The sequence below is a fragment of the Streptomonospora nanhaiensis genome, assembly GCF_026642255.1.
Taxonomy (GTDB): domain Bacteria; phylum Actinomycetota; class Actinomycetes; order Streptosporangiales; family Streptosporangiaceae; genus Nocardiopsis; species Nocardiopsis tropica.
The window spans coordinates 4,857,967-4,882,377 of sequence record NZ_CP113264.1 but is presented as its reverse complement, the minus strand read 5'-3'; the positions used below and the strand labels follow the sequence as shown (position 1 = coordinate 4,882,377).

Annotated in this window: 22 protein-coding genes and 1 pseudogene; 15 read left to right on the top strand and 8 right to left on the bottom strand. The window is 75.5% G+C overall.

The annotated features are described in order from the left end of the window. Positions 1 to 31 precede the first annotated feature (31 nt). The 5 genes from OUQ99_RS21310 (at position 32) to OUQ99_RS21290 (ending at position 5,377) form a co-directional block, all read left to right on the top strand. On the top strand, positions 32 to 358 hold the full coding sequence (locus OUQ99_RS21310) for a TadE/TadG family type IV pilus assembly protein (RefSeq protein ID WP_267945562.1): 327 nt from the start codon (positions 32 to 34) through the stop codon (positions 356 to 358). Further along, a complete protein-coding gene (locus tag OUQ99_RS21305) occupies positions 355 to 789 on the top strand; it encodes a TadE/TadG family type IV pilus assembly protein (RefSeq protein WP_267945561.1) in 435 nt (144 codons plus the stop codon). The genes OUQ99_RS21310 and OUQ99_RS21305 overlap by 4 nt, the downstream gene beginning before the upstream one ends. Next, a complete protein-coding gene (locus OUQ99_RS21300; RefSeq protein ID WP_267945560.1) occupies positions 786 to 1,187 on the top strand; it encodes a pilus assembly protein TadG-related protein in 402 nt (133 codons plus the stop codon). Before OUQ99_RS21305 ends, OUQ99_RS21300 begins: the two co-directional genes overlap by 4 nt. 16 nt (positions 1,188 to 1,203) lie before the next feature. Continuing rightward, positions 1,204 to 4,620: an OmpA family protein gene (locus tag OUQ99_RS21295; protein WP_267945559.1), complete on the top strand. Its 3,417-nt coding sequence runs from the start codon at positions 1,204 to 1,206 to the stop codon at positions 4,618 to 4,620. A gap of 310 nt (positions 4,621 to 4,930) precedes the next feature. Beyond that, complete coding sequence (locus tag OUQ99_RS21290) at positions 4,931 to 5,377, top strand: hypothetical protein (protein ID WP_267945558.1); 447 nt, start codon at positions 4,931 to 4,933, stop codon at positions 5,375 to 5,377. Positions 5,378 to 5,404: 27 nt separating this feature from the next. Here the strand turns inward: OUQ99_RS21290 and OUQ99_RS21285 are convergent, their stop codons facing one another. Beyond that, on the bottom strand, positions 5,405 to 6,883 hold the full coding sequence (locus tag OUQ99_RS21285; protein ID WP_267945557.1) for a bifunctional phosphatase PAP2/diacylglycerol kinase family protein: 1,479 nt from the start codon (positions 6,881 to 6,883) through the stop codon (positions 5,405 to 5,407). A gap of 529 nt (positions 6,884 to 7,412) precedes the next feature. Between OUQ99_RS21285 and OUQ99_RS21280 the strand changes: the two genes are divergently transcribed. The 5 genes and pseudogenes from OUQ99_RS21280 to OUQ99_RS21260 all read left to right on the top strand — a co-directional run bounded on the left by OUQ99_RS21280 (position 7,413) and on the right by OUQ99_RS21260 (position 13,118). Further along, positions 7,413 to 8,873 carry an NAD(P)/FAD-dependent oxidoreductase gene (locus OUQ99_RS21280; RefSeq protein WP_267945556.1) on the top strand — a complete coding sequence of 487 codons (1,461 nt, stop codon included), beginning with the start codon at positions 7,413 to 7,415 and terminating at the stop codon, positions 8,871 to 8,873. Next, positions 8,870 to 9,634: a DUF1365 domain-containing protein gene (locus OUQ99_RS21275; protein ID WP_267945555.1), complete on the top strand. Its 765-nt coding sequence runs from the start codon at positions 8,870 to 8,872 to the stop codon at positions 9,632 to 9,634. The genes OUQ99_RS21280 and OUQ99_RS21275 overlap by 4 nt, the downstream gene beginning before the upstream one ends. Beyond that, positions 9,631 to 10,894, top strand: a pseudogene (locus OUQ99_RS21270) (class I SAM-dependent methyltransferase). Before OUQ99_RS21275 ends, OUQ99_RS21270 begins: the two are co-directional and overlap by 4 nt. After that, entirely contained in the window at positions 10,891 to 12,318 is a 1,428-nt protein-coding gene (locus OUQ99_RS21265; protein ID WP_267945553.1) for an SAM-dependent methyltransferase, read from the top strand. The pseudogene OUQ99_RS21270 and the gene OUQ99_RS21265 overlap by 4 nt, the downstream one beginning before the upstream one ends. A 56-nt stretch (positions 12,319 to 12,374) precedes the next feature. Further along, entirely contained in the window at positions 12,375 to 13,118 is a 744-nt protein-coding gene (locus OUQ99_RS21260; RefSeq protein ID WP_431061534.1) for a DUF1295 domain-containing protein, read from the top strand. 176 nt (positions 13,119 to 13,294) lie between these two features. Here the strand turns inward: OUQ99_RS21260 and mug are convergent, their stop codons facing one another. The 3 genes from mug to OUQ99_RS21245 all read right to left on the bottom strand — a co-directional run bounded on the left by mug (position 13,295) and on the right by OUQ99_RS21245 (position 16,331). After that, positions 13,295 to 13,840 (bottom strand): G/U mismatch-specific DNA glycosylase, encoded by a 546-nt coding sequence (gene mug, locus OUQ99_RS21255; protein ID WP_344185904.1) that lies wholly within the window; start codon positions 13,838 to 13,840, stop codon positions 13,295 to 13,297. A gap of 319 nt (positions 13,841 to 14,159) precedes the next feature. Then, complete coding sequence (locus OUQ99_RS21250) at positions 14,160 to 14,945, bottom strand: SDR family oxidoreductase (protein WP_267945550.1); 786 nt, start codon at positions 14,943 to 14,945, stop codon at positions 14,160 to 14,162. Positions 14,946 to 15,281: 336 nt separating this feature from the next. Next, positions 15,282 to 16,331 carry an NAD(P)-dependent alcohol dehydrogenase gene (locus OUQ99_RS21245; protein WP_267945549.1) on the bottom strand — a complete coding sequence of 350 codons (1,050 nt, stop codon included), beginning with the start codon at positions 16,329 to 16,331 and terminating at the stop codon, positions 15,282 to 15,284. Between the two features lie 210 nt (positions 16,332 to 16,541). On the opposite strand from OUQ99_RS21245, the gene OUQ99_RS21240 reads away from it, so the two are divergent. The 4 genes from OUQ99_RS21240 to OUQ99_RS21225 all read left to right on the top strand — a co-directional run bounded on the left by OUQ99_RS21240 (position 16,542) and on the right by OUQ99_RS21225 (position 20,074). After that, positions 16,542 to 18,158, top strand: coding sequence for an MFS transporter (locus OUQ99_RS21240; protein WP_267945548.1), 1,617 nt, complete (start codon positions 16,542 to 16,544; stop codon positions 18,156 to 18,158). 102 nt (positions 18,159 to 18,260) lie between these two features. Then, positions 18,261 to 18,650, top strand: coding sequence for a VOC family protein (locus OUQ99_RS21235; protein WP_267945547.1), 390 nt, complete (start codon positions 18,261 to 18,263; stop codon positions 18,648 to 18,650). Positions 18,651 to 18,717: 67 nt separating this feature from the next. Beyond that, on the top strand, positions 18,718 to 19,101 hold the full coding sequence (locus tag OUQ99_RS21230) for a VOC family protein (RefSeq protein ID WP_267950437.1): 384 nt from the start codon (positions 18,718 to 18,720) through the stop codon (positions 19,099 to 19,101). A 1-nt stretch (position 19,102) separates the two neighbouring features. Beyond that, entirely contained in the window at positions 19,103 to 20,074 is a 972-nt protein-coding gene (locus tag OUQ99_RS21225; RefSeq protein WP_267945546.1) for a sigma-70 family RNA polymerase sigma factor, read from the top strand. Between the two features lie 103 nt (positions 20,075 to 20,177). Here OUQ99_RS21225 and OUQ99_RS21220 read toward each other — a convergent pair whose 3' ends face one another. Both OUQ99_RS21220 and OUQ99_RS21215 read right to left on the bottom strand, forming a co-directional pair. Continuing rightward, positions 20,178 to 21,020, bottom strand: coding sequence for an alpha/beta fold hydrolase (locus tag OUQ99_RS21220; RefSeq protein ID WP_267945545.1), 843 nt, complete (start codon positions 21,018 to 21,020; stop codon positions 20,178 to 20,180). A 49-nt stretch (positions 21,021 to 21,069) separates the two neighbouring features. After that, positions 21,070 to 21,438 (bottom strand): VOC family protein, encoded by a 369-nt coding sequence (locus OUQ99_RS21215; RefSeq protein WP_267945544.1) that lies wholly within the window; start codon positions 21,436 to 21,438, stop codon positions 21,070 to 21,072. 140 nt (positions 21,439 to 21,578) lie between these two features. On the opposite strand from OUQ99_RS21215, the gene OUQ99_RS21210 reads away from it, so the two are divergent. After that, complete coding sequence (locus OUQ99_RS21210) at positions 21,579 to 22,250, top strand: TetR/AcrR family transcriptional regulator (protein ID WP_267945543.1); 672 nt, start codon at positions 21,579 to 21,581, stop codon at positions 22,248 to 22,250. Between the two features lie 250 nt (positions 22,251 to 22,500). On the opposite strand, the gene OUQ99_RS21205 is transcribed toward OUQ99_RS21210, so the two are convergent. Further along, the gene (locus OUQ99_RS21205) at positions 22,501 to 22,899 is read right to left on the bottom strand and encodes an ATP-binding protein (RefSeq protein ID WP_267945542.1); all 399 of its coding nucleotides are present in this window, start codon (positions 22,897 to 22,899) and stop codon (positions 22,501 to 22,503) included. 181 nt (positions 22,900 to 23,080) lie between these two features. Next, a complete protein-coding gene (locus OUQ99_RS21200; protein WP_267945541.1) occupies positions 23,081 to 24,226 on the bottom strand; it encodes an rRNA adenine N-6-methyltransferase family protein in 1,146 nt (381 codons plus the stop codon). Positions 24,227 to 24,411: the final 185 nt, after the last annotated feature.

Sequence of the window (24,411 nt, the reverse complement as noted above, 5' to 3'; positions counted from 1 at the left end):
CGCTCCCCGGGAAGACCGAGGCAGCGCGGAGATGGCCGTCGCCGCGCCTGCGCTGCTGCTCCTGGTCCTGTTGGTCGTCCAGACGGCCCTGTGGATGCACGGCGACAACGTCGTCGCGGACATCGCGCGCAGGACCGCCGAACAGTCGCGCACGGCGGGCGGCGGCACGTCGGTGGCCGACGGAGGGGGGAGCTCCTTCCTCTCCGGCCTCGACGTGTCCGTCAACCGCAGTGCACAGGAGGTACGCGTGGTCGTGGACGCCGAGGTTCCCAGCCTCATCCCCGGCATCAGCTGGCCTGTTGGCCACGAGGTCACCGCGCCCGTGGAGCGTTTCGTCCCTGCGGAGGCCGCCCCGTGAGCCTTCGACAGTCCCCTGACACGAGTCAGGGGGACCGCGGTTCGGCCTCGGTGGAACTGGCGCTCCTCACCCCCGCCCTCCTGGCGTTCGCCATGCTCATGGTGCTCGCCGGGAGGGTGGCGGACGCCAACTCCACCGCCGACCAGGTGGCGCACTCAGCCGCCCGGGCGGCCTCCCTCGAACGCAGCGTCGGCGCGGCCGAGGCTGCTGCCTCGGGCACCGCCGCGAGCTCCCTCGCGGAGAACGGTCTGGTGTGCGGCGACCACTCCGTCACCCTCGACCACGGCGGCCTGACCCCCGGAGGGGCGGTCGCCGCCGTGGTCGAGTGCCGCGTCGGGCTGAGCGGCCTGACCGGACTGGGAGTCCCGGGGACCATGACGATCACCGGGGACGCCACGGTCGTCGTCGACACCTTCAGGGGGCAGCCGTGAGACGCACGGACGACAGCGGTCAGACCACGGCGTTCGTGGCCGTCCTGGCGTCGGCCTTCCTGCTGTGCCTGGGCCTGGTCACCGACGGCGGAGGCCTGCTGGGTGCCCGCAACGAGGCGGCCACCCTGGCCCAGGAGGCCGCCCGGGCGGGCGTCCAACAGCTCGACTGGGCCGCCTACCGCGAGGGCACGAGCGAGGTCGCCCTCGACCCCTCGGCGGCGTCCGCCGCCGCGCAGTCCTTCCTCAACGCCGCCGGCGCCACCGGTACGGTCTCGGTCAGCGGCGACACCGTGACCGTGACCTGTTCCGTGGGATACTCCTTCACCCTCCTGCCGATGGGCTCGACCACCGTCGACGCCACGGCCACCGCACGGCCCCACACCCAGGCGACCCCCTAGCTCCAGTGAGGCGGACATGTCCCAGATCCGACGGCTGAGCGCACTCCTGCTCGCAGCGGCGATCCTGCTCGGCATCCCCTACCTGCTCCTGTGGCACCTGCCCTGGCCGGAGCTGCCGGACTCGTGGGCCGTGGCCGCGGCACACCTGCGCGGCTGGCGTCTGCCACCGGGCGTGTTCACCGCCCTGCTCATCACCGTGCTCTGGGCCCTGTGGGGCCTGTACACGGCCGGACTGGCCGTGGAGACCCTGGCCCGCCTGCGCGGCCTGCCCAGGAGGCTGCGCCCCCTGGGGCCGCTCCAGGTGGTGGCCGCCGCTGCCGTGGGCACCGTGGCGCTCGCCCCGGCCACGGCGTTCGCCGACGCGGTCACCACACAGGACGACCAGGAGGCGGACGGGGAGCGGGACGGCGACGCGCCGTCCGCCCCCGAGGAGGCCCCGTCCGCCCAGCCCGTGGAGAGGGTGCGCACCGTCTCCGGCTTCGGCGTCGGCTCGGCCGAGCTCACCGAGCAGATGCGTGACGACCTCGCGCCCGTCGTGGACATGATCGACTCCTACGGCGACACCGAGACGCCCGTGCGCATCACCGGTCACACCGATCCCACCGGGACAGTCCAGGCGAACCAGGAGCTGTCCGAGCGCCGGGCCCAGGCGGTCGCCGACCACCTCGACGAGGCCCTGGGCGAGGACGCCCCGGAGATGACGGTGGACGGCGTCGGCTCCGAGCAGCCACGCGAGGGCGGCGCCGCCGCCCAGCGCAGGGCCGAGGTCACCTACACCGTCGTCCCGCAGCCGACCTCCCTCCAGTCCCGTGTGATGGCGGCGGCCGAGGCCGAGGAGCCTGCCGCCGCTGCCGGGGCAGGGGAAGCCGCTGACGCCGCCGAGGAGGACGACCCGGTGGAGGCGGCGGCCGCCGCCGCTGCCGAGGCCGCCGCCGAGGACGGCCGCGAGGTGCTGGTCGTGGAGATCCCCGACGGCGCAGTCACCGGAGCCGTGGCGTTCGCCGGCCTGGCCGGGGGATACCTGCTGGGCAAGCGCGGCGTCCGCATGCCCAGCGTGAACCTGAGCCTGCCCCGCCTGCCGAGGGCGTCCCGCCGCCTGGCCCTGACCGCCGGCCCTCCCCGGCCCACCCCCGGGGAGGACATCGACGAGCGCGTGACGGTGGAACTCGACCACGTGCCCGGTCTCGGGATCACCGGTCCGGGCGCCGCCGGGGCCGCCCGGCGCCTCATCGTCAACGCGCTCGACCGCCTCGACCACAACTCCGTGCGCGTGCTGCTCACCGAGGCCGACGCCGCCCGGCTGGTGGGCGAGCGGGGCCGCGACCTGCTGCGCGCGCACCCCTGCGAACCCGTGCGGATGGTCGGCACGATGGAGGAGGCCCTGACCGTCCTCCAGCACGAGCTGCACCGGATCGCCGAGGACCGGGAACCGCGGCCGGACAGCCCCCTGGCCCTGGTGACCGCGCCCGGTTCCGAGCACGAGACCGCGCTGTCGGGCCTGCTGCTGCACGGCCAGCACCAGGGCATCACGGCCGTGATCCTGGGCCGCTGGCCGCTCGGCGGCAGCTGCGTCATCGAGGAGGACGGCCTCATCACCGAGACCAGTCCGCCGCTCAACCCGGTCTTCCACTGCTCCTGGCCCGGTGCGACCGCCGAGGAGGTCATGGACGCCGTCCGCGCCTACCGCCACTCCTCGCCCGCCGTGGAGGAGGCCGAGGACCGGGTGCAGAGCCAGGAGGCCGCCCCGGCGGAGACGGTGGAGGAGGCCGGTGCCTTCGCCGAGCCGTTCCTCGGCGCCCTGGGGGAGCAGGCTGTCTCCGCGTCGGCCGAGTCCGCCGAGACGGCTGAGGTGACCGGGACGGTTGAGGTGGCCGAGTCCACCGAGTCCGCCGAGACGGTCGAGACGACCCAGGCGGTCGAGCTGGCCGAGGCGACCGAGACGTTCGAGGCGGTTGGCAGGACGGAGCCGACCGGGGCGCCCGTGAGTGAGAAGGCGGACCGCAAGGCTGGAAAGGCCACGAAGGCCGCTAAGGCCGCGAAGACCAGGAGGGCCAAGGAGGCCGACGTCGCGGAGGAGGGGTTCTGGGACGTCGACGTCTGGAACACCGACTTCTGGGAGAGCGAGACGCGCGCGGCCAGGAAGGCCGACACCGCACGGACCGAGACCGAGCAGGCCGACGCCGTCCCGTCCGTGTCCGAGCCGTCCGCCGCCGCGTGGTCCGAGACCGCGTTGACGGACGAGGCGCGGCCCGGGGCCGTGTCGGCGGATGCCGCGCAGTCGGGCGCCCGGTCGGATCGTTCCGCCGCCGAGGAGACCGCGGCGCGACCGGTTCCGTCCGAGTTCTCCGCTCCCGCGGAGGCGGTCCCCGGGCCGTCCGCCGCCGTGGCGCCGGTGTCCGAGGAGCCGGAAGCCCGTAAGGCCGCGTCCGAGCCGACCGTTCCGGAGCCGACCGCGTCCGAGCGCGTGGACGCCGCACGGACGGATGTCGCGTCCCCGGCCGCCGAGGAGGAGGCTGCCCCCGAGCCGTCCGCTTCCGCGCAGGCGGTCCCGGAGACTCCGGTGTCCCCGGAGGCCGTGGCGGAACCGTCCCCGGCCGCCGGGCCCGTCACCTCCGAACCCGCTCGGCGGGAGGCCGCCCCCGGGGAACCGGTGTCCGCACAGCGTGCGCCGGAGGAGCCCGCCCCGGAGGCGTCCACCACGGAGGAGCCCGCTCCCGTGGCGGCCGAACCCCGACGGCCCTCCGCCGAGCAGTACGCCTCCGAGCTGTCCCCGTCCGGGGGCGGCGCATCCCGGGAGCGTGCGGCCGAGGAGACCGTCCCCGAGTCCGCCGCACCGCAGGGGGGCGCGCCCGCGCGGTCCGCCCCCTCGGAGGAGCCCGTTGCCACGCGGCCCGCTCCCGGGCGTCCGAGCACGGGCACGGTCCCGTCGGTGGTCGCCTCCCCGGCCCGTGCGGAGCGCCCCGCCCAGAAGAAGCACACGGCGCCTCCCCAGCAGGAGCAGGCCCCCGAGGAGGAACCCGTCCCCCTCCGCAAGGCCGCCAAACGCGCCGTCCGGTCCCGCCGCCCGAGGCCGGACGGGGGCGCGCCCACCCCGGCCGCCCCTGCTGCCCCGACCGCCCAGGTCGGGCGGTCCGAGCCGCCCGCCGCCCCCGAGCAGTCCGCGCGTCCCGAACGGGCGCTCGCCCGCGCCCAGCGCGCGGCGAAGTCCGGGGCGGCCCGTGCCGACGCCGTCACCAGCAGGGCGGAGCGCCTGGAGAGGCTGAAGAGGGCGGAGCGCAAGAACGCCACCGCCCGTGCCGGAGCCGGCGCCGAGAACCCGGCGACGGACGCCGAGGGCGGGGAGCCGGACGAGGGCAAGTCGTCCCGGCCCCTGCTCCGCAAGCCCAAGAAGGCGGGACGCGGAAGAACCTGGCGTCCCCGGGAGAACTCCTGACCCGGGGTCCCCGGGTGTGCGCCCCTACGACGTCGGGGGCGGCGCCCCGGCCCGGTCACCGTGCGAGGCCGTGGCCCCTGGGGAGCCCGGGGTCCGTGGGCACGCGGTCCGGGCCCGTGCGCGCCCCTTTCCCGGGGCCCGTCGGGGCGGCGGCACGGGGCCGATCGCGCGGACACCCCGGCCCGGCGGGGCCCGCCGGGCCGACAGGCGCGGGTCCCGCGCCCCGGCGGGTCGTCCCCGCCACCGCGTCCGGCGATGGGTAGCATTTTCGTGACTGAAGGTAACTCATCCCACCAGGCACGGAGAGACCATGCAGCTGCCCTTCAAGACACGCGACCTGCCCCTGCGGATCATCACGGGGGCGTTCATCCTCAACTCCGGGCTGGACAAGCGCGGCGTCGAGGGGGAGGCGGCCGAGGGCATGCACGGCATGGCGGTCGGGACCTACCCCTTCCTGAGCAAGGTCGACCCCACCACGTTCGTGCGGCTGCTGTCCGCCGGGGAGATCGCCCTGGGCACCGCCCTGCTCCTCCCGGTCGTGCCCAGCCGCCTCGCGGGCGCCGGCCTCACTGCGTTCGGGGCGTCCCTCCTCGGCCTGTATCTGCGCACCCCGGGCATGCGCCGTCCCCAGAGCCTGCGTCCCACGCAGGACGGGCTCCCCCTGGCCAAGGACTCCTGGCTCCTGGGCGCAGGGCTGAGCCTGCTCCTGGACTGCGACTCCGACGCCGACCGGTGCGGCTCCCGCCGTCGCCGCTGACGGGGCCGCCCCCGGGGCGGGGCCCGGTCAGGCCCCCGAGCCCATGGCGGGCACGAACACCTGCAGTGCCCCCGGCCGCTTGGTGAAACGGACGTTCTCCGAGCCCTCCAGCACCTCGCCGTCCACGGCGAGCAGCCTCGGCTCGGAGGGGATCGACAGGGTGAGCCCGGTGGTCAGCCGCTCCACGTAGCCGTCGCGCTGCGTGATCTCTCCGAGGAGGACGTCCGCGAGGGCGCGCAGACGGGGGAACGGCTCCCGCGCGCTGAGCACCCGCACGTCCAGGCACCCGTCGTCGAGCCGCTCGCGCAGGGCGGGCACCCGGGCGTGCGTGCGGTAGCGCCCGTTGCCCACGAACGCCCACCACACCAGGGTCGGGCGCCCGTCCACGAGCGCCGGGGTCGGGTTCACCTCCCACAGGTCCTGCCACAGGGCCAGCGCGAACGCGGGCCACTTGCCGATCCGGCCTGCCCACGCGTCCCGCCGTTCCACCATGCGCGGGTAGGAGCCGAACGACGCGGTGTTGAGGAAGATCCTCCCGTCCACCTCGCCCACGTCCACCCGGGCCAGCCGCCCGTCGGAGAAGGCCCGCAACGCGATGTCGACCGACGTCAGCCCCAGCGTGCGGGCGAAGTTGTTGAGGGTGCCGGTCGGGAGCACCAGCAGCGGGCGCCCGTGGTCGAGCGCCGCCTTGGCCGCGGCGTTGACCGTGCCGTCGCCCCCCGCGATCGCCAGGACGTCCGAGGTCCGCGCGGCCTCGTCCAGGACGGCGGAGACGTCGTCGTCCGCCGACATCGGGATGATCCGCGCCTTGGGCAGGGCCCGGGCGACCCGGCTGGTGACGTCGGCGCTGCTCAGTCCCGGCACCGCGCCCGCGGCGGAGCGCGGGTTGACCACCACGGTCGTCCCGGAGCCCTCGGAGTCCACGTCCGCCACGCCGTCGGCCACCGCGTGGGCGCCGAAGACCAGTTCGGGCCGGGCCGGGAGCATCTTGCGCGCCAGCATCGCCGCGCCTGTCCCGATGGCTATCCCGCCCAGGACGTCCCCCGGGTAGTGGACGCCGCTGTGCACGCGGGAGAACGCCACCCCGCTCGCGAGGAGCGCGGCCAGCGCCGACAGCGGCCGGGGCGCGTCCGCCATGACCCCGCCCGCGAACGCGACCGCGGCCGCGGTGTGCCCGGAGGGGAACGACGAGCTGCCGTAGTGCTTGTAGGGCGTGCGCGCCTTCGGCACCGCGGAGTTGTCCGGGCGGATCCTCCTGGTGAGCTGCTTGACCACGGCGGAGACCCCGTTGGCGGTCCCGGCGGCGATGATCGCCCGCAGCGCCGTGCGCCGCAGGCGCGGCCCGCCGCTGACCGCCAGGGTCGCCGATATCACGAACCAGGGGGCCATGTTGTCGGTGGCCTGGACGAACTTGGGCGTGTACGGGTCCAGAAGTGGCATCCCCATCCCGGTCACCCGGTCGTAGATCCTCTTGTCCGTCGTCTGTAGACGCCTCAGAAGCCTCATGGCCCCAGAGTGGTGTGCGAGGGGTGAGATGTCCATAAGGGCGCGCCCGGCGTCCGACCGCGGGGAGGGGCCGCGCGGGGCCGGACCCGGGGTCCCCGCGGTCGGGAGGACGCCGTGGTGACCGGGGATGCGGACCGCCCGCGCACCGGTTCCGTCCCCGCCGGTCGGCGCGGGAACCCCCGCTCGGAGGTGTCCTGTTTCACGGGGCCCGACCTGCCGGTGCCACGCCGGGGACCGGCCCCGCGTCCCCCGGTGCGCGCCCCGCGGGCTTCCCACAGGGGGCGGCCGGCGCGGCCCGCCCCGCGCGACAGCGGTCCGGCCGGGCTCCGTCCGGGCACACGCCCCCGCCCCGACCGTGTCCGTGCCGCACGCGCGGCCCGGTCGCACGCTCCTCGCCGCCGGCCGTGCCCGTGCCGGGCCTGTCGCCCCCCGGCCACGCCCCGACCCCATTTCATCGCCATCCGGACCAATCCGCGGTCCCGTCCGCGCCGAATCACCCACACCACATCGCACACGTGAGTGAGGACGCATGGGCACAGGGCAGCACACCCTCCGGCGGCGCCGCGTCGCCGTCATCGGGTCGGGGGTCGCCGGACTGACGGCGGCGCACATCCTGAACCGGGACGACGACGTCACCCTGCTGGAGGCCGACGACCGCCTGGGCGGGCACGCCCACACCCACCGGGTGGCCGACGCGGGCGGCGGGGAGCTCCGGATCGACAGCGGCTTCATCGTGCACAACCGCCGGACCTACCCCCGTCTGCTGCGCCTGTTCGACGAACTCGGCGTGCGCACGCAGCCCACCGAGATGAGCATGTCGGTCAGCTGCGACGGCTGCGGCCTGGAGTACGCGGGTGCGCGCGGGCTGCGCGCCATGCTGCCCAACCGCTCCCGCCGCGGCCCCGCCTACCTGCGGATGCTCGCCGAGATCCCCCGCTTCCACCGCGCCGCCCGGGGCCTGCTGGCCTCCGCCCCGGACGGCGCCGACGAGGGGGAGAGGGCCGCGCACGGCGGTGCAACCGCCGGGACGCGCGTGCGGGGGGCCGGGCGGGGCACACGCGGGGTCCGCCGCCCGGCGGGCCGCCGGACCCCCTCCTCCGGCACGCTCCCGCCCGGCACGCTCCCGCCCGGCACGCTCCCGCCCGGGGCGCGGCCGGGCACGGACGAGCCCACGCTCGGCGAGTTCGTCCACCGGCACGGGTTCAGCCCGTACATGAGGGCCCACTTCCTCCTCCCCCTGGTCTCGGCGGTCTGGTCGTGCCCGCCCGGCGCCGCCACCGACTACCCCGCCCGCTACCTCTTCGCCTTCCTCGCCAACCACGGGATGCTCGGCGTGTGGGGCTCGCCCCGCTGGCGCACCGTCGTGGGCGGCTCCGGCTCCTACGTCGAGCGCATCGCCGGGAACCTGCACGCGGTGCGCACCGGCAGCCCCGTCCGCTCCCTGGCCCGCACCGCCGACGGCGTGCGCCTGCGCACCCCCACCGACACCCTCGACTTCGACGCGGCGGTCGTCGCCACCCACGCCGACCAGGCCCTCGCCCTGCTCGAACGCCCCACCGACGCCGAGCGCGAGGTCCTGGGGGCCTTCGGCTACTCCCGCAACCCGACCCTGCTGCACACCGACACCTCCGTGCTGCCCCGCGACCGCTCCACCTGGGCCAGCTGGAACCACCGGCTCGCCTCCTGCGAACCCGACCGGGACCCCGTGCGGGTCAGCTACCACATGAACCGGCTCCAGGGCCTGGACGCCGCCGACCAGTACGTGGTCACCCTCAACGGGACCGACAGGGTCGACCCCGCCCGGGTCGTGGCCGCCGCCGACTACGCCCACCCCGTCTACACGCCCGCCTCCCTGGCCGCGCAGCGCCGGCTGCCGGAACTCGACGACGGCGTGGTCGCGTTCGCCGGCGCCCACCACGGCTGGGGCTTCCACGAGGACGGCTGCGCGTCGGGCGTCCGGGCCGCCGCCTCCCTGGGGACCCTCTGGTGAGGCCCGCACCCGCGCCCGCCCTGTACGAGGCGACCGTGCGCCACGTGCGCGTCGAACCCGTGCGCAACGCCTTCGCCCACCGCACCTACTACTGGCTGGTCGACCTGGACGACCTGCCGCGCCCGCCGCTGCCGCTGCGCCTCCTGGCCGGGTTCCGCGCCGCCGACCACGGACCGGCCGGGGGCGCCCCCGCAGGGCCGCCGCGCGCGGACATCGACGGCTACCTCGCCGAGCACGGCGTCGACCTGGAGGGCGGACGCGTGCTCATGCTCGCCCACGCCCGGGTCCTCGGCCATGTGTTCAACCCCCTGACCGTCTACTGGTGCCACCACCGCGACGGCCGCCTCGCCCGCGTCGTCGCCGAGGTCCACAACACCTACGGCGGACGCCACCGCTACCTGCTGGAGGTGGACGGGCGCGGCCGTGCGCGGACCGGCAAGGCGCTGTACGTGTCGCCGTTCAACGACGTCGACGGCCACTACCGCGTCAGCCTCCCCGAACCGGGCGAGCGACTCGCCCTCACCATCGCCCTGCACCGCGAGGGCCGGCCCCCCTTCACGGCCTCCGTGCACGGCGTCCGGCGCCCCGCCACCGCCGCGTCCCTGCTCCTGCGGGCGCTGCGGTACCCCCTCGCACCCCTGGTCGGAGCCCTGCGCATCCGCGTCCAGGGCGTCGCACTCCACTTGCGCGGCCTGCCCGTCCGGCCCCGCCCCGACGGGCCGCCGCCCAGCACAGAGGAACGGAAGGCAGCACGGTCATGACCACGACCAGTCCCCACACGCCGCAGGCCCTGGACGCCCGCAGATGGCCCGACGTGGCCCGGGTCCCCGGCGTCCCCCTGCGCGCCCTCGCGGCCCGCGCCCTCACCGGGTACGCCGCCGCGCGCGGGCGTCCGCGTGCACACCGGGCCCGAGGACCCCGGCCCGGACCCGGGGGGTGACCGCGCCGGGGCCCCGGTCCTATGGCTGCGCGACCCGGACGCCTTCCACCGGCGCCTGGCCGCCGGCGGACTCATCGGCTTCGGGGAGTCCTACATGGCGGGCGAGTGGGACTCGCCCGACCCCGTCGCCCTGCTCACCCGCCTGGCGGGGGACTACGCGAACCTCGTGCCGCGGCCCCTCCAGCCGCTGCGCCACGTCACCCTGCCGCGGCGGCCCCCCTCGGACCGCAACACCCGGGCGGGCGCGCGCCGCCACATCAGCCACCACTACGACCTGTCCAACGACCTGTTCGCGGTCTTCCTGGACCGGACGATGACCTACTCGTCCGGCCTGTTCGCCGGGGACGAGCCGCGCGACCGGGAGACGCTCGCCCGGGCCCAGGAGCGCAAGATCGACCGCCTGCTGGACGGCGCCCGGGTCACCGCGGGCACCCGCCTGCTGGAGATCGGCACCGGCTGGGGCGAGCTCGCGATCCGGGCCGCCCGCCGGGGCGCCCGCGTCACCACCGTCACCCTCTCCGCCGAACAGCGCGACCTGGCGCGCGCCCGCGTCGCCGACGCCGGGGTCGCCGACCTGGTCGAGGTCGAACTGTGCGACTACCGCGACGTGCGGGGCGTCCACGACGCCGTCGTCAGTGTGGAGATGGTCGAGGCCGTCGGCGAACGCTACTGGCCGGTCTACTTCGCGGCCCTGGACCGGCTGGTCCGGCCCGGGGGCCGGGTGGCCCTCCAGAGCATCACCATGGAGCACGGCATGATGCGGGCCTCGCGCGGCTCCTACACCTGGATGCACAAGTACGTCTTCCCCGGCGGGCTCATCCCCTCGGTCACCGCCGTCCATGAGCAGCTGCGGGCCCGCACCTCCCTCGCGGTCGTCGACCGGCTGTCCTTCGGCCGCGACTACGCCGACACCCTGCGCGTGTGGCGGGAGAGCTTCGACGGAGCGGCGGACAGGGTCCGCGAACTCGGCTTCGACGACACCTTCCGCCGCATGTGGTTCTTCTACCTCGCCTACTGCGAGGCCGGATTCCTGTCCGGGATCATCGACGTCGAGCAGATCATCATGGAGCATGCCCGGTGACCACCGATACCACCACCGCGACCACCGACCCTGTCGGCACGACCGCGGCGACCGTCCCGGCGCCCGGTGCGGCGGGGGGACCGGGGGCGGGGACCTCCGCCCCGCGCGGCGCCGCCCACTTCCTCGCGCCCCTCGTCGCCGGCCTGTTCAACGGGGTCATGCCCGTCCGGCTGCGCGCCTGGGACGGCAGCGAGGCCGGACCCGCCGACGCGCCGCGCGTGGTCCTGCGCGACCGCGACGCCGTGCGCCACGTCCTGGCCCGCCCCGGAGAACTCGGACTCGCGCGCGCCTACGTCACCGGCTCGCTCGACGTCGAGGGCGACCTCACCGACGGGCTGCGCCGCGCCTGGGCGAGCGTCGCCCGCCACGGGACCTCCCTGCCCGGGCCGGTGGAGGCCGCCAGGGCAGCCCGCGCGCTCGTGGCCCTGGGCGTGGTCGGTCCGCCCCCGCCCGCGCCCTCCGCCGAGGCCGCACTGAGGGGGCGCCGCCACTCGCGCGCACGCGACGCGGCCGCCATCGCCCACCACTACGACGCCGGCAACGACCTGTACGAACTCCTCCTGGACGAGTCCATGGCCTACTCGTGCGCCTACTGGACCAGCGACGACCCCGGCTACACCCTCGCCGACGCCCAGCGGGACAAACTCGCCCTGGTGTGCTCCGAACTCGGCCTGTCCGAGGGCGACCGCCTCCTCGACGTCGGCTGCGGCTGGGGCTCCCTCGCCCTGTACGCCGCCCGGCACCACGGGGCGGCGGTCACCGCCGTCACCCTGTCCGCCCGCCAGCGCGACCACGTCGCCGACCGCGCCCGCGCGGAGGGGCTCGACGGCCTGGTCGAGGTCCGGCTCCAGCACTACGGGGACGTGGACGACACGGGCTTCGACGCCGTCGCCTCCATCGAGATGGGCGAGCACGTGGGGCGCGACGGGTACGCGTCCTTCGCCCGCGCCCTGCGCGCGCGGCTGCGGCCCGGCGGGCGCCTGCTCCTCCAGCAGATGTCCCGGCGCGGCAGGCACCCGGGAGGGGGCCCGTTCATCGAGCGCTACATCGCCCCCGACATGCACATGCGTCCGGTCGGGGAGACGGTCGGCCTGCTGGAGGACGCCGGGCTGGAGGTGCGGGGCGTGCGGGCCATGCGCGAGCACTACGTGCGCACCGCCCGCGCCTGGTCCGCCGAGCTGGAGCGCCGCCACGGGGAGCTGGTGGACCTGGTGGGCGCCGAGTCGGCGCGCGTGTGGCGGCTCTACCTGGCCGGGGGAGCGCTGGCCTTCGAGGAGGGGCGCATGGGCGTGGACCAGGTCCTCGCCGTACGGCCCGGCCGCACCCCGTCCCCCTCCGGGCACGCCCGCGCGCAGGGGGCCTGCCGTCCCGCCGGTTCCGGTGGGACGGCCGGGGCCGGGGAGCCCTGCGGGGGCGCCCGGTGAGCGCCGCCGCGCTCCTCCCCACCCTGGCCGTGTCCGCCGCGGCCGTGGCCGCGCTCATGCCCGCGACCTTCGCCGTCGGCCTGCGCGTGGGGCGGCACAGCGTCGTGGACGCGGCCTGGGGGGCGGCGTTCGTCCTGGTCGCGGCGGCCTGTGTCCTGACCGCGACCGGCGACCCGGTCCGCGTCTGGCTCCTGTTCGGGCTCACCGCCGTGTGGGGCGTGCGCCTGGCCGTCCACATCGGCCGGCGGGGCCGGGGCAAGGGAGAGGACCCGCGCTACGAGCGCCTGCTCTCCCGGGCCCCCGGCAACCCGCGCCTGTACGCCCTGCGGATCGTCTACCTCCTCCAGGGCGCCCTGGTCCTGTTGGTCGCCCTGCCGGTCCAGGCGGCCGCGCACACCACCGCCCCGCTCGGCCCGCTCGCCGCCCTCGGCGTGCTCGTGTGGCTGGCGGGGTTCGTGTTCGAGTCGGTCGGCGACGCCCAGCTGACCCGGTTCAAGCGCGACCCGGCCAACCGGGGTCGGATCATGGACCGGGGACTGTGGGCGTGGACGCGCCACCCCAACTACTTCGGCGACGCCTGCGTGTGGTGGGGGCTGTTCCTGGTCGCCCTGGACGGCTCGTGGTGGGTGCTGCTCACGCTGCCCGCGCCGCTGGTGATGACCTACCTCCTCACCCGCGGGTCGGGACAGCGCCTGCTGGACGAGCACATGGCGGGACGGCCCGGCTGGGCCGACTACGCCCGGCGCACCAGCGCGTTCGTCCCCCTGCCGCCGAAGCGGGGGAGCGGCGGGCCCCGCTGAGCCGCGGGCCGCGTTCCGGCGGCCGTCCCGGGGCCGCGTGCGCCGGGGCGGCCCGAGCCCCCGCCCCCCGCGTCCCGGCACCGCGGGCGCGCCAGGGCCTCTGCGGCGGTGGCGGGCCCCTCCGTACCCGGGGTCCGGCACCGCCCCGCCGGTGCGCCGTGCCCCCGCAGCACCCGTCAGTCCCGGTCGGGGTTCCGGTCCGGGAGCCCGGCGGCGCGCCGCAGACGGGCGAACTCCTCGGTGAGCGGCCCCAGCAGCCAGTGCGCGTTCCGGCCGCTGGGGTTGGGCAGCAGCCACACCCGGGTGTCGCCGATCGACATGTCCTGGGGCCCCACCGCCGCGCGGCGGTCGCCGAAGGCCTCCCGGTAGGCGGTGATCCCCAGGACGGCCAGCCACCGGGGCCGCCTGCGCAGGACCTTGGCCCGGAGCCTCTTCCCGCCCTCGACGATCTCCTCCCTGCCCAGCTCCTCGGCCTGGGCCGTGGCCCGCTCCACGAAGTTGGTGATCCCCAGGCCCAGGGCCAGGAACTCCTCCTCCTCGTCGGGCCGGAGCCGCCGGGGGGTGAAGCCGGAACCGTGCAGGGAGGGCCAGAAGCGCGTGCCCGGCTTGGCGAAGTGGTGCCCGACCGCGCCCGCGGTCAGACCGGGGTTGATACCGCAGAAGAGCACGTCGAGGCCGTCCCTCACCACGTCCGGGACCACTCTGCCGCGTGCCGCCTCCAGCTCGGCCTTGCTCGGGCCGGGCGTTCTCCTGGAGGCGCGCGCGGCCGGGCGCGGGGGCCCCGCCTCCGGCGGTGCGTCTCCGGTCCGTTCGCTCGCGTGGTCCATGGACTCCCCTTCCCGTGGCCCGGGGCCGGCGGCGCGGGGAACCGTGCCGCTGTCGGTGCCCCTTCCCGGGGCCGCCGCGTCCACACCCCCGGGGCGCGCCACCGTGCGGGGGCGCGTCCCGGGACACCGCCCGGACCGGCGCCCGCGGGCGCGCACGCGGCGCGCCCCGGGCCCCGGGCCCCGGCGGAGGCCGGGACCGGCCTCCGCGGAGGACCTACACCGAGGGGATCTGCCCGCCGTCCACCCGGACCGTCGAACCGGTGACGTAGGCGGCCTGGCGGCTCGCCAGGAACGCGGCCACCGCCCCGTACTCCTCCGTGGTGCCGTAGCGCCCGGCGGGGATCTGGGCGCTCGACTCGCTGCGCACCTCCTCGAACGGGCGGCCCTCGCGCTCGGCGCGGCCCCGGTCCAGCGAGTCCGTGCGGGGCGTGGTGATCCGGCCGGGGACGATGACGTTCACGGTCACCCCGTCCGCCGCCACCTCGTTGGACACCGTCTTGGACCAGGCGTGCAGCGAGGCCCGCAGGGTGTTGGAGATGCCCAGGTTCGGGATGGGCGTGATCGGCCCGGACGAGGTGCTGGTGATGATCCGGCCCCAGCCGCGCTCGCGCATGCCGCCGACCACGGCGTCGGTGAGCCGGATGACGGGCAGGACCATGGACCCGTACATGTCCTCCCACACCCCGGCCTGCTGGCCCAGGGCGGGGGTGGGCGGCGGTCCGCCGGTGTTGTTGACCAGGATGTCGACCGGGCCGAGCTCGGCGGCCACCCTTTCGACGACCCCGGCCGCGCCCCCGTGGTCGGCCAGGTCCCACTCCACGGCCAGCGCGGACACGCCGTGCTCGGCGCACGCCGCGACGGTGGCCTCCAGGCGCTCCTTGTCACGGCCGGTCACGGCCACGTGCACGCCCTCGGCGGCCAGGGCGACGGCGATGGCCCTCCCCAGGCCGGAGCTGGCCGCGGTGACCAGAGCGACCTTTCCCGCGATCCCCAGATCCATGTCTCTCCTCACGGTTCCTACCAGTGCTGACGGCATCCTGGCAGCACGCCTCCCCCGCGGTGAAACCGGGGGCCGATCACCGGGCGGCCCCGCCGGGACCGCCGGAGCGCCGCCCGCCGGGCCGGGCCGACCGGCGCCCGCGGCGCGACTCCGACCCGGGAGGGCGCCCGGCGGGGCGGCGGGGGCGGGCCGCCGCGCCGCGGGGGCGCATACGGGCAGGTCGGCGGGGTCGGGCCGGGTCGGGCGGGTGGGGGAGCGCCGGGCACGGGGCTTCAGGGGCCTGCGCACCGGGGGCGGGGCCGGGCGACCGCCCGGCCCCGCCCCCTGCCCGGCGGGTCAGCTCCCGTGCGGGACCACCACGGCCCGTCCGGAGACCTCGCCCGCCTCCAGCTTCCGGTACGCCTCCAGGGCGTCCTCCATGCCGAACCGCTCCACGTCGGGGCGGATCTGCCCCGCCCGGTACATGTCCACGACCTCCCACAGGTCCTCCACCGTGCCCCAGTAGGTGTTGGTGATGTAGGACTCGTAGGGGGTGGTGAAGAACGAGAACTCGCGGGTGCCGCCCGCGATGCCCACGACCGTCAGCCGGCCGCCCTGGGCCAGCGTGTCCGCCGCCGTCGCGATGGTCGGGGTGATGCCCACGAAGTCGAAGGCGGCGTCCACGCCCCGGCCGCCGGTGATCTCGCGGATCTCCTCCGCCTGCCGGGCGCCCGCCCCGACGGTGATCGCCCCGTTCTGCTCCGCACGCGCGCGGGCCTCGGGCTTGACGTCGGTCGCGATCACGGTGGCCCCGGTGAGCGCGCGCAGGATCTGCACGCCGATCTGTCCCAGCCCGCCCAGGCCGATGACCAGGGCGTGGCGGCCCCCGCCCTCCAGGTGCGGCAGCGCCTGCTTGACGGCGTGGTACGGGGTCAGCCCCGCGTCGGACAGCGGCGCCGCGTCCACCGGGTCGGCGTCGCCGAGCGGGACGAGGTGGTGGGCGGGCACGGTCACGTACTCGGCCATGCCGCCGTCGCGGCCGAGACCGACCGCCAGGTAGGGCATGGTCGCGACGTTCTCGCAGTAGGTGTCCTGGCCCTTGGCGCACTTGCGGCAGTGGCCGCAGCCGATCGGGCCGTAGGCCAGGTAGGCCTCGCCGACCTTCACGCGCTCGCTCACGCCCTCGCCGAGTTCCTCGACCCACCCGGCGTTCTCGTGGCCCAGGACGAACGGCGGCCTCTGCGCCCCCGGCTGCCCCTCCTTGAAGTGGCGGTAGACGCTCACGTCGGAGTGGCACGCGCCCGCGCCGGCGACCCGGAGCAGGACCTCCCCCGGGCCGGGAGAGGGCTTGGGGACGTCGGTGAGTGACGGAAACTGCTCGTAGTTCTCGAAGACCACGGCTCGCATAGGGCGCTCCCCCAACTGTCACAGGGACACGTCGGCGCGCACGTGCGGCACTCTCCGTGTCCGGTCGGCCGCTTGACGCTATCAGCGCAGTTGGCGGAAGTCTGTCAATGAACGTCCCAAAAAGCGTTCTTTGTTTTTGACCCGGACGATGAGTTCCCGGTCCCCTCCTGGTCCGTACACATGAACGAAAAATCCAGGAGAAAGGTCGCGATGAACGGCAAGACACGGACCGGCGGGGCGCCTCCGCGCGCGGACGGACGGACCTGGCTCGGCCTCGCGGTACTGGCCCTGCCCACCCTGCTGCTCTCCCTGGACATGAGCGTCCTCTACCTGGCCCTGCCGCACCTGGCGGCCGACCTGGAGCCCAGCGGCCCCCAGCTGCTCTGGATCATGGACGTCTACGGCTTCATGATCGCCGGGTTCCTCGTCACCATGGGGACCCTCGGCGACCGGGTCGGCCGCAGGCGGCTGCTGATGATCGGCGCCGCCGTCTTCGGGCTCGCCTCCGCCGCCGCGGCGTTCTCTCCCACCGCAGAGGCGCTCATCGCCGCCCGCGCGCTCATGGGCGTGGCCGGGGCCACCCTCATGCCCTCCACCCTCGCCCTGATCAGCAACATGTTCACCCACCCGGGACAGCGGGCGGTCGCCATCTCCGTGTGGACGAGCTGCTTCATGGGCGGCACCGCCTTCGGCCCGGTCGTCGGGGGCCTGTTCCTCCAGTGGTTCTGGTGGGGCTCGGTCCTCCTGCTCGGCGTGCCCGTCATGGTGCTGCTGCTGGTCTGCGCGCCCCTGCTCCTGCCCGAGTTCCGGGACCCGGAGCCGGGCCGCCCCGACCTGTTCGGCGTCGCCCTGTCCCTGGCCGCGATCCTGCCCGTCGTCTACGGCCTCAAGACCGCCGCGGGCGGAGGCCCCGTCCTGGCGCCCCTGGCCGCCGTCGCCGTCGGACTCGCGGTGGGAGCGGTGTTCGTCCGCCGCCAGCTGCGCCTGACGGAGCCGCTGCTGGACCTGAGGCTGTTCCGCCGCCCCGCGTTCGCCCCCTCCCTGGGGGTGATGATGGTCGGCGCCGTCGCCATGGGCGGCACGTTCCTGCTGCTCAGCCAGTACCTCCAGCTGGTCGCGGGACACTCGCCGCTGGTGGCCGGCCTGTGGCAGGTGCCCCCGGCGCTCGCCATGGTCGCGGCCACCCTGGTCGCCGCGCCCCTGGCGGCCCGGATCGGGCGCGCCAACGTCATCGGCGGCGGCATGTTCGTCAGCGCCGCCGGGTTCGTCCTGCTGTTCCTGGTCCCCGCCGAACAGGGCACCCCCCTCGTCGTCACCGGGCTCCTCCTGGCCTCGATCGGCCTCGGGCCCGGGGCGGCCCTGCTCACCGACATCGTCGTCGGGGCGGCGCCCAGGGAGCGCGCCGGCGCCGCCGCCGCCATGTCCGAGACCAGCGGGGAGTTCGGCATCGCCATGGGCGTGGCCCTCCTGGGCAGCCTCGCCGCCGCCGTCTACCGCACCGGGACCGCCGTCCCCGAGGGCGTCCCCGACCAGGCGGGGGAGACCCTCGCCGGGGCCGTCGCCGTCGCCGCGGAGCTGCCCGCCGACCTGGCCGCCCAGTTGCTCGGGCCCGCGCGGGAGGCGTTCACCCTGGGCCTCAACGCGGCCGGGGCGGTCGGCGCCGCGGCCATGGTCGTCTTCGGGACGGTCGCCCTCGTGCTCCTGCGCTCCGCACCGTCCGCGGAGGACGCGGTCGGGGGAAACGGGGACGGTCCCGGGCCCGGAGCCGGGGCGCCGCCGGCGGACGACGTGTCCGCGAGGGTTCGCGCGGCGGCCGATGAGTCCTGACCCCCGACCGTGTCTGTACGGGTGGGAGCCCGGAACGCCCGGGACGACACCCGGCCGCAGCCCCTCACGGGGAAGCGGCGCCGACGACCCGCGGAGGACACCATGGCCCGCCCCAACCTCGACAGCATGCTCCTGGCCACCACCGACCCCGACCGGCTGCACGCCTGGTACGCCGCCGTCCTGGACCCCCGGGCCGACGACTCCATGGACGGCTACCGGGTCCTGCGGTTCGGCACCTTCCACCTGCTCATCGACCGCCGGGACGACGTCGGCCCCGTCTCCGCCGACCCCTCCCGGATGATCCTCAACTTCGACGTGGACGACGCCCGCGCCGTCGCCGCCCGCATGGACGGGGCGGGGACCGAGTGGCTCGCGCCCCTGGAGGACCGCGGCGGCAGCCTGTTCGCCACCGCCAAGGACCCCGACGGCAACCTCGTCCAGATCATCCAGCTCAGCGAGGAGCACCGCGCCGAGATGGAGGGCGGCGCGTGAGCGGGACACGCCCCTCCCCGACAGCAACACTGTGACCAGCACAAACGCCAACATGAGGGAGAATGCCATGTTCGACACCACGAGGGCCTTCGCGTCCTTCGCCGTCCCCGACGCCGCGAGGGCGCGCGCCTTCTACGGCGACACCCTCGGCCTGGCCGTGGGCCCCGTCGAGGGCATGGAGGACGAGGGCCTGTTCGACATCGACCTGGGGGAGGGGCGGGCGGTCCTCGTCTACCCCAAGCCCGACCACGAGCCCGCCGTGTTCACCGTCCTCAACCTCGTCGTCGACGACGCCGAGGCGGCCGTGGACGAACTCGCCCGGCGGGGCGTGCGGACACTGCGCTACGACGGGTTCGACCAGGACGCCAAGGGGATCGTGCACGGCTCCCCCACGGTGGCGTGGTTCGCCGACCCGTTCGGCAACGTGTGTTCTGTCATCCAGGAGGCGTAACGTGACAGCCGTGGTGGAAAACGCGTCCGACCAGGACTTCGCCAGGCTCGCCGACCCCTACCGGCGCGAGCTGTACGCGCACTGCTACCGCATGCTCGGTTCGGTGCACGACGCCGAGGACCTGGTCCAGGAGACCTACCTGCGCGCCTGGAAGGGCTTCGACCGGTTCGAGGGCCGCTCCAGCCTGCGCACCTGGCTCCACCGGATCGCCACCACGGCCTGTCTCACCGCCCTGGAGAGGCGCCGCAGGCGCCCCCTGCCCACCGGGCTCGGCGGGCCCTCCGCACCCGACGGGGAGCTCGCCGACCGCCCGGAGGTCCCCTGGCTGGAACCGGTGCCCGACGCCCTGGTCGGCGCGGACGACCCCGGCGCGGTCGTGGCCGCGCGCGAGAGCGTGCGCCTGGCCCTGGTCGCCGCGCTCCAGTACCTCCCGGCCAAGCAGAGGGCGGTGCTGATCCTGCGCGACGTCCTGCGGTTCAGCGCCGCCGAGGTCGCGGACGTCCTGGACACCTCCGTGCCCGCCGTCAACAGCCTGCTCCAGCGGGCCCGCGCCCACCTGGCGCGCGAGGCGCCCACCGAGGAGGCGGTGTCCGAGCCGCCGCCGGGCCAGGGCGAGATCCTCGCCAGGTACGTAGAGGCCTTCGAGGCCTACGACATCCCCGCGATCACCGAGCTGTTCACCGCCGACGCGGTGTTCGAGATGCCGCCGTACACCACGTGGGTGCGCGGGGCGCGGGACATCGGCCGCCTCATCTCCACCCACTGCCCGGCCTCCGGCCCCGGCGACATGGTCCTGCTGCCGACCCGCGCCAACGGACAGCCCGCCTTCGCGGTGTACATGCGCGGCGGCGACGGCGTCCACCGGGCGTTCGGGCTCCAGGTCCTGGACCCCGTCCCGGAGGGGGTCGCCCACACGGTGATGTTCTTCGACACCTCCCTCTTCCCGCACTTCGGCCTGGCGCCGAGCCTGTAGCGGCCGGCGGTCCGGGACCGCCGGGGACGCGGGGGCCCGGCGCCGCCCGAACGGGGCGCGGGCCCCCGCGGACCGGCCCGCCGGGGCACGCCGCGCGGGATCCTCACCCCGCGCGCAGCGCCCCGTGCAGGGCCTCCGCGAACTCCTCCGTGTGCGTGTCGTACCCCAGGTGGTCGCCCGGGAAGGGGACCGGCTCCGTCCCGAGCCGGCCCGCGAGTGCGAGCCCGATGTCGTGGATGAGCGCCCCCTCGGACCCCGTGCCGAGCCCCACCACCACCCGGGCCCCGTTCCCGGACAGGGCCTCCACGTCGGGACGGTACAGGGAGATCGGCAGGAGCCCGTGGGCCAGGAAGTACTCGAAGTTGGCGCTGACCCGCTCGAAGGTGGCGGCCTCCTCGGGGTCGGAGGGGACGCCGTCGCCCTGCGCCCCCTCGCCGGCGTCCAGGCCGTTGAGCCCCAGGAACTCGCGGATGGCCGCGTCGGCGCCCTCGTTCAGGTAGGTGTCGTACACGTGCCGGTCCGCGGCCACGGCGTCGGAGGGGTCGTCGAGCATCAGCACGCAGGCCGGCTCGTGCGCGACGAGCGCCCTCACCAGGTCGGGGCGCCCGGCCGCCAGGGCCAGGCCGATCTGGCCTCCGCCGCTGGTGCCGAACACGTACGCGGGGCCGCCGCCCAGCGCCTCGACCAGGCGGGCGGCGTCGTCGCCGTGCACGTCCACCCGCTGCTCGACGGGGTCGCCGTCCAGGGCGCTGCGCGAGTTCCCGCGCGGGTCGTAGGCGACGGTCGTGTACCGGTCGGCGAGCCGCCGGGCGAGGCCGGCGAGGACCCCGGCGTCCTGCGGGCCCCCGGGGATCAGCAGCAGCACCGGGCCGGAGCCGCGGACCTCGTGGTGGATCGTGGCGCCCGGCACCTTCAGGGTGCGGACCTCGGGCTCGTGGTGCGACATCGGAATCTCCTCCTCGAAGGGTGTGCGCGGACGCGGGGCGCGGCGGCGTTCACGCGCTGCTGCTCACCACCATGCGGTTGCCCTCGCTGTCGCGGAACTCGGCGACCGTGAGCCCCGGCCGGTAGGGCGCCTCCTGCGGCTCGGTGACGATCTCGACCCCCTCGGCCCGGAGCGCGGCGACCGTCCCCGCGACGTCGTCGTCCACCAGCACCATGACGGGTTCGGGGGAGGGGGTTTCGTCGCCACGCCGGATGAAGTGCAGGGACGTGGTGGCGCCCGGGAGGCCGAGTTCGATCCACCGCCACCCGTCGTCGCCCATGGGCGCGTCCGCGACCACCCGGCAGCCGAGCTTGCCGGTGTAGAACGCCTTGGCCCGCTCCTGGTCGAACACGGGAAGCTCGGCGAACTGTACGTGCATCGTCGTCACATCTCCTCGGAAGGCCTCTGCGGAGGCCGGTACAAAACTAGACTGTCCAGTACCGTACTTGCACCAAACTAGACCGTGCAGTACCAATGGGTCAAACGGGACGGACGACGAGGACGGGCGGTCGCGCGACGGTGTCGGACACACAGAACCCTCCGGGCGGAGCCGAGGGCGGGGGCCGCTCCGCGCGCAAGCGCCGCGCCATCCTGGACGCGGCGCGGGAGGTCTTCCTCCGGGGCGGCTACCTCGGCACCAACATGGACGAGATCGCCGCGCTCTCCGGGGTGTCCAAGCAGACCGTCTACAAGCACTTCGGCAGCAAGGAGTCGCTGTTCGTCGAGATCGTCACCGGCATGACCTCCGGGGCGGGCGACACCGTCCACGAGCGGCTGCCCGAGCCCGCCGAGGACGACGACCTGGCCGAGTACCTGCGCGACTACGCGTACCGCCAGCTCACGGTGGTGCTCACCCCCGACCTGATGCGGCTGCGCCGCCTCGTCATCGGCGAGGTCGCCAGGTTCCCCGAACTCGCCCGGGTCCTCCACGAGAACGGGCCCGCGCGCGCGATGCGCGCCATGGCCGGCCTGTTCGAGCGCCTGGCCGGGAACGGGCGCCTCGACGTGGCGGACCCAGCCACCGCCGCCTCCCACTTCAACTGGCTGGTCATGGCCGAGCCCGTCAACCGGGCCATGCTCCTGGGCGACGAGGCCGTCCCGCCCCCGGAGGAGCTGCGCCGCCACGCTGAGGAGGGGGTGCGGGTGTTCCTCGCCGCGTACGGCCGCGGGTCCGGGCGGCCGGCGGAGTAGTCCGGGACGGGGCGGTGCGGCGGGCGCCGCCGCGCGCCCGGCCCGGGAGGCCGTCCGTCCGGGGGCTTCCGGAAGGGAACGGCCCGGCCGGGCCCGTCGCGGGGCGACGACGGCCGTGTTCCCCCGTACGGGCGCGGGTGCACCTGCGGTGCGCGTGCAGGTGCACCCCTCCCGCGTACGTGCCGGCCTGGTACGGGGCCGGGAGGCTTCGGTCGTGAGGGGCGCCCGCGGAGAGCGGCGGGGCGCCGGGTCACTCGGCGGGGACCGTGAACTCCGCCCAGATCGCGGCGCCCACCCCCTCGTCGGGGAACAGGGCCCGGCGCGTGCCCCAGCGCTCCGCGAGGCGGTCGATCAGGACCAGCCCCTGCCCCAGGGCCACGTCCGGCCACACCTGGCCCAGGCCCTCGCACGGGAAGTGCGGCACGGTGCTCTGCTCGCCCTCGCCGACCATCGACAGGCACAGCACCGACCCCCGGCCGGGCACGCCGTACAGGGTCAGCGTGCGGAGCATGCGGCCCCCGCGGGCGTCGGGCCCGGCGTACTCCACCGCGCTCGAGAACATCTCGCTCGCGCAGAGCACCATGTCCGAGACCAGGTCCTCCGTGACGTTCGTGAGCATCTCCAGGTCGGCGCGCAACTCGGATCTCACCCGGCTCGCCCCCGTCGGGACGCGCGGGTACACGCGGGGACTCCACCGCCATCCGGGGGCGGCGGTCTGTGGACTGTACGGCGTGATGGACATGAGACTTCTCCCTCTGGAGCTGTGCGGCGGGCCGTGGCCCGGGGCTGTCTGGCAGGGGCCGGGACGGAGGGGCCCGCCCCGGCGGGGATCACCGGCTGGACGCGAACACGGCGTGGGGGTCGTCCAGCCACACGAGCTGGTGGTCGAAGGCCACGGTCAGGCCGAACCGGGTGCGCTCCGGGCGGCCGGCCTCCACCCACAGCTCGTGCGCGGCCTCGAGCTCGTGGAACAGCCGGCGCGGGCCGTGCTGGCGGACCTCGTAGCCCTCTTCCTTGAACTCGGGGTCGATGTGCCACGAGGCCCACGACCACGTGTGCGGATCGATCAGGTAGACCGTGTACCTCGGGTCCGCGGGGTCCTCGGCGAACCGCGTCCGGTGCACCACCGTGGGCATGCGCACACCGACCGCGAAGGACCCGTGGGGGTCCCGGATCGGCTCCTCCGGCCCCAGGCGGGTCCGGGTGACCGAGAACTCCGCGTCCGCCCGCACGTAGGTGTCCACCAGCGACAGGGGGTCCTGGGCCGGCCGGACCCACGCGTGCCCGCCCCCCACCACCGGGCCGCGCGCCGTGCCGTACGCGCCCACCTCCAGGTCGACCAGCACCCCCTCGTGGAAGGAGTTGGCCCACGTGGTCAGCACACGCCCGCCGGGCTGCGTCTGCGCCACCCACGCGTAGGGGACCCGCCGCACGGCCACACAGCTGAACACCCGGTCGAACGGGGCCCTGGCCGCCCAGCCGTACTTGCCGTCCCCGCTCACCACCAGCGGGGCGAACCCGGCGGCCATCAGCGAGACCCGGGCGCTCTCGGCGAGCGCGAAGTCGATCTCCACCGACGTCACGGCGTCGTCCCCGAGCCGGTGCGACAGCAGGGCCGCGCCGTAGCCCGTCCCCGTGCCGATCTCCAGGACCCGCATGCCCGGGGACACCTGTAACAGGTCCAGCACCCGGGCCAGCCCCGAGGGGGCCGGGGAGGCCGTCACCGGGTGTCCGGGGCCCCGGCCGTCCCCGACGCCCCCGCCGACCCGGGCGGCCACCGGGAGGTCGGCGTAGGCGGCCTCCCACCACCGCGTCTCGTCGTCGCGCCGGTCCACCGGGAGGCCGCCCCCGTCCCCGTCGATGACGTCCGGCAGGAACAGGTGGCGCGGCACCGCCTCGAACGCCCCCCGCCAGGCGGGGGACAGGTCGCCGTCCACCGCCAGGCGGGCGACGAGTCTCCGGTGCGCGGGGATCATCGGTCGGCCCCGCCGGAAGCCGGGTCCCCGTCCAGAGACGGAAGGGAGTATTCGCAGGTAGTGGAAACGGAGAGTGCGCACGTGGCGGAAACGGCGGCTCCGGGCTTGTGGCCGCCACCGTTCCTGCCGTGCCCGTCGTGGGGGGTGGGGTTCATGATCTCGCTCCTCGGCGCTCCGCCGAAGAA

Bases quoted from the DNA above. Each gene is read 5' to 3' on its own strand.
- OUQ99_RS21230 (WP_267950437.1), top strand. From the start codon at position 18,718: ATGTTCGACACCACGAGGGCCTTCGCGTCCTTCGCCGTCCCCGACGCC.
- OUQ99_RS21235 (WP_267945547.1), top strand. From the start codon at position 18,261: ATGGCCCGCCCCAACCTCGACAGCATGCTCCTGGCCACCACCGACCCC.
- OUQ99_RS21310 (WP_267945562.1), top strand. From the start codon at position 32: ATGGCCGTCGCCGCGCCTGCGCTGCTGCTCCTGGTCCTGTTGGTCGTC.
- OUQ99_RS21220 (WP_267945545.1), bottom strand. From the start codon at position 21,020: ATGTCGCACCACGAGCCCGAGGTCCGCACCCTGAAGGTGCCGGGCGCC.
- OUQ99_RS21280 (WP_267945556.1), top strand. From the start codon at position 7,413: ATGGGCACAGGGCAGCACACCCTCCGGCGGCGCCGCGTCGCCGTCATC.
- OUQ99_RS21250 (WP_267945550.1), bottom strand. From the start codon at position 14,945: ATGGATCTGGGGATCGCGGGAAAGGTCGCTCTGGTCACCGCGGCCAGC.
- OUQ99_RS21215 (WP_267945544.1), bottom strand. From the start codon at position 21,438: ATGCACGTACAGTTCGCCGAGCTTCCCGTGTTCGACCAGGAGCGGGCC.
- OUQ99_RS21200 (WP_267945541.1), bottom strand. From the start codon at position 24,226: ATGATCCCCGCGCACCGGAGACTCGTCGCCCGCCTGGCGGTGGACGGC.
- OUQ99_RS21295 (WP_267945559.1), top strand. From the start codon at position 1,204: ATGTCCCAGATCCGACGGCTGAGCGCACTCCTGCTCGCAGCGGCGATC.
- OUQ99_RS21245 (WP_267945549.1), bottom strand. From the start codon at position 16,331: ATGCGAGCCGTGGTCTTCGAGAACTACGAGCAGTTTCCGTCACTCACC.
- OUQ99_RS21285 (WP_267945557.1), bottom strand. From the start codon at position 6,883: ATGAGGCTTCTGAGGCGTCTACAGACGACGGACAAGAGGATCTACGAC.
- OUQ99_RS21290 (WP_267945558.1), top strand. From the start codon at position 4,931: ATGCAGCTGCCCTTCAAGACACGCGACCTGCCCCTGCGGATCATCACG.
- OUQ99_RS21260 (WP_431061534.1), top strand. From the start codon at position 12,375: ATGCCCGCGACCTTCGCCGTCGGCCTGCGCGTGGGGCGGCACAGCGTC.
- OUQ99_RS21240 (WP_267945548.1), top strand. From the start codon at position 16,542: ATGAACGGCAAGACACGGACCGGCGGGGCGCCTCCGCGCGCGGACGGA.